Below are 2321 nucleotides of genomic sequence, written 5' to 3'. Positions count from 1 at the left end.
GTTTACTAATTCCTTTAGTTGGGATTCTGAACGACGAACTACTTCTTTCCGCTTTTCTATTGTCTCTGCCATAGGTACTACCCTCGTATTAAAATTTTGAAGGTAGCACTTATGATAGTTCTGTAGCAAAAGTGTCTGACAGGTGGTCAGGAGATAAGTCTGCCTGAGAACTTATGTTCATAACGTAGAGTGTGGATTAGGTTAGCTAACTCATTGAGCTTATAATCAAGGTTGCTATCTATTGAGGTTTGGACTTGACCACCACCTAAGTTTAATGACGCTACATTAAGTGCAGTGACTTCATTTAGTAATTTTCTGATACTGGTTAACTGAGCGTTTACAGATACTACTGCTACTGGTGCTTTATCAACCCTGAAAGGTTTATTAAGTTCATCCTGCTCTCTGCGGTAATCTGCTAATTGTGCAGCTCTAAGGGCTTGCATTTCTTCTACTGTTTTAGTTTGAATTGTATTCATCATTGTAGTAGTGCTCCTTGTAAATATTCTTTTAATGATTCGTCTTTAATCAGATTTATTGCACTTGTGATTCTGATAATCTCAAAAGGATTACAACCAGTGGCAGTTAGTTCAAAAGTTTGGAATACTTCACCTTCCTCTGGTCTTTCCTTTAGCCTTAATGACCTTAGGGATACGTACTTAACGTCATCAATAGTGACGAAATGAAATTCGGTATGCTTAAAATACGAGACTCGTCTATTCATTGTTGTACCTCCAGCAGTTTCATCACATCTTCCAGCCATAGTAGGATGGCATAGGTTTCTCTATTCTCGCGCTTTGAGTAATCAATCCCTGCTGCTGTTCTGAAGAATGTCTTACCGTACTTGCTATGAGATACTTGTTTCTGTAGACCTGCCTTAACTAATAGTGAGTTAAGTGTGGGCGCGTCTAAATTATACATTGCCGCTAATTCACTAATCTTATAGTAAAGCTTATCTCCTATCTTCTCTGCCTCTATTGTGTTTCTACTTGGTAATGTTTTTTCTATACGCTCCAGCATTGTAGCTAATTCTGGTAGGTTATTATCGGTACAGTATTCTTTTAGTAGAAGTACGGTAGTATTTTTATCTACTCCTATAATGTCGTTTAAGGCTGCTACTGTTTTAGCTGTATCTAATAATTTTTCGATTTGATTTAATGTTTCCATAACTGCTCCTATTTGTGTTTTTATTATCTTGTGTAATAGCTTCACTTATGTAAGTTCACGTTTTAGATAGTTCTGCTCTATGGGAGCATCACGCTTACAGTAAATGTCTATTCCCGCTTTTTCTTTTAATGATTTTCTGTATTTGGCTCTTGTAGTTTGGTTTTGAATCCAATCTTTTACGTTATGACCAGCCTGCCAAGCTGCGTATAAACTCTTCTCAATAAAATTAAGGTCGGTATTTTCTAAAATCTCATTCATGTTTTATCGCCTTTAGGGGGTTGAGTGCGTTTAAAATTAAAATAGGTTCGTCTTGTAGCGTTTTGCCGCTTATGTGTGCGTAAGTATTTATTCCGTTTCATAGATTACCTTGGTTAAAATGCTATACGGGTAAATGGATACCGTCTTAGGGCGGAATCTTGTCTTACTTGAATGCGTTTTATACATAGGAATTCCATTTTCCTTGCACAGTTTCCTACATAAATTTGATACCCTGAGTATGTTGCTTCTGGTTAAGGCTTCATTAGTAAGTCGCTTTAAGCTTATTTCCTTTTGTAAAAAATTCCTAACGCTGTAATAGCTGCTTAGTGGAATTTCTGATTCTGGAGTATCTGTATTTGTCATTTTAGTTTAAAATCTCCTATAGTTTCTATTATTGTATCTATAAAATCTATAGTATAGGATAGCTTAGATAAGTCAATTAATAGAACTCTATTATTTGTAGTTTTTTTTATTGAGATTTTTAGGCTTACATCTGGTAGCGGAATTTATGAAATGCTGGAATTGAATAGAATAAAGGGATAAATGAAAATACAATTGTGTAGGTGAGCGTTCTTAGCGAACGTCCCCAATTACAAGTTTGGGTAGGGGAATTAAACTTTCCCCTTATTTCTGCCGCTATAGCCTATACCCAAATACTTATCGACTCTGGAATTAAGTATGTACTCTAATGATTCGCCTGAATCTATTCTATTCCTTGGTAATTTAGGTTTGTACTTCCCGCGTTTGGATTGAATAGACTTTAGTGAATCTGAGTATCTACTTATAGCAAGACTGGGATTACTATAACTTTTGGTAGCAAAAACGAAATGCTCTCTACCTTTGAGGTAGCAGTTTAAGTAGAACTTTTCTGCAAGTGATAGGGCTTCATTACTCATCTT

The 2321-nt window shown here is 35.9% G+C and carries 4 protein-coding genes; all 4 read right to left on the bottom strand.

All coding sequences use genetic code 11. From position 1 onward, the window contains the following. Positions 1-146 precede the first annotated feature (146 nt). Positions 147-479 (bottom strand): hypothetical protein, encoded by a 333-nt coding sequence (locus BLV87_RS18870; protein WP_093071202.1) that lies wholly within the window; start codon positions 477-479, stop codon positions 147-149. A gap of 238 nt (positions 480-717) precedes the next feature. Next, on the bottom strand, positions 718-1164 hold the full coding sequence (locus BLV87_RS18860; RefSeq protein WP_093071199.1) for a hypothetical protein: 447 nt from the start codon (positions 1162-1164) through the stop codon (positions 718-720). Between the two features lie 45 nt (positions 1165-1209). Next, on the bottom strand, positions 1210-1422 hold the full coding sequence (locus BLV87_RS18855; protein WP_093071197.1) for a hypothetical protein: 213 nt from the start codon (positions 1420-1422) through the stop codon (positions 1210-1212). Positions 1423-2033: 611 nt separating this feature from the next. Further along, a partial coding sequence (locus BLV87_RS19735) for a hypothetical protein (protein ID WP_217630039.1) occupies positions 2034-2321 on the bottom strand: 288 nt, incomplete at its 5' end.

Source organism: Thiothrix caldifontis, from assembly GCF_900107695.1.
Lineage (GTDB): Bacteria > Pseudomonadota > Gammaproteobacteria > Thiotrichales > Thiotrichaceae > Thiothrix > Thiothrix caldifontis.
Note: the sequence above shows the minus strand (reverse complement) of the source record. Positions and strands in the feature narration are given on the sequence as shown.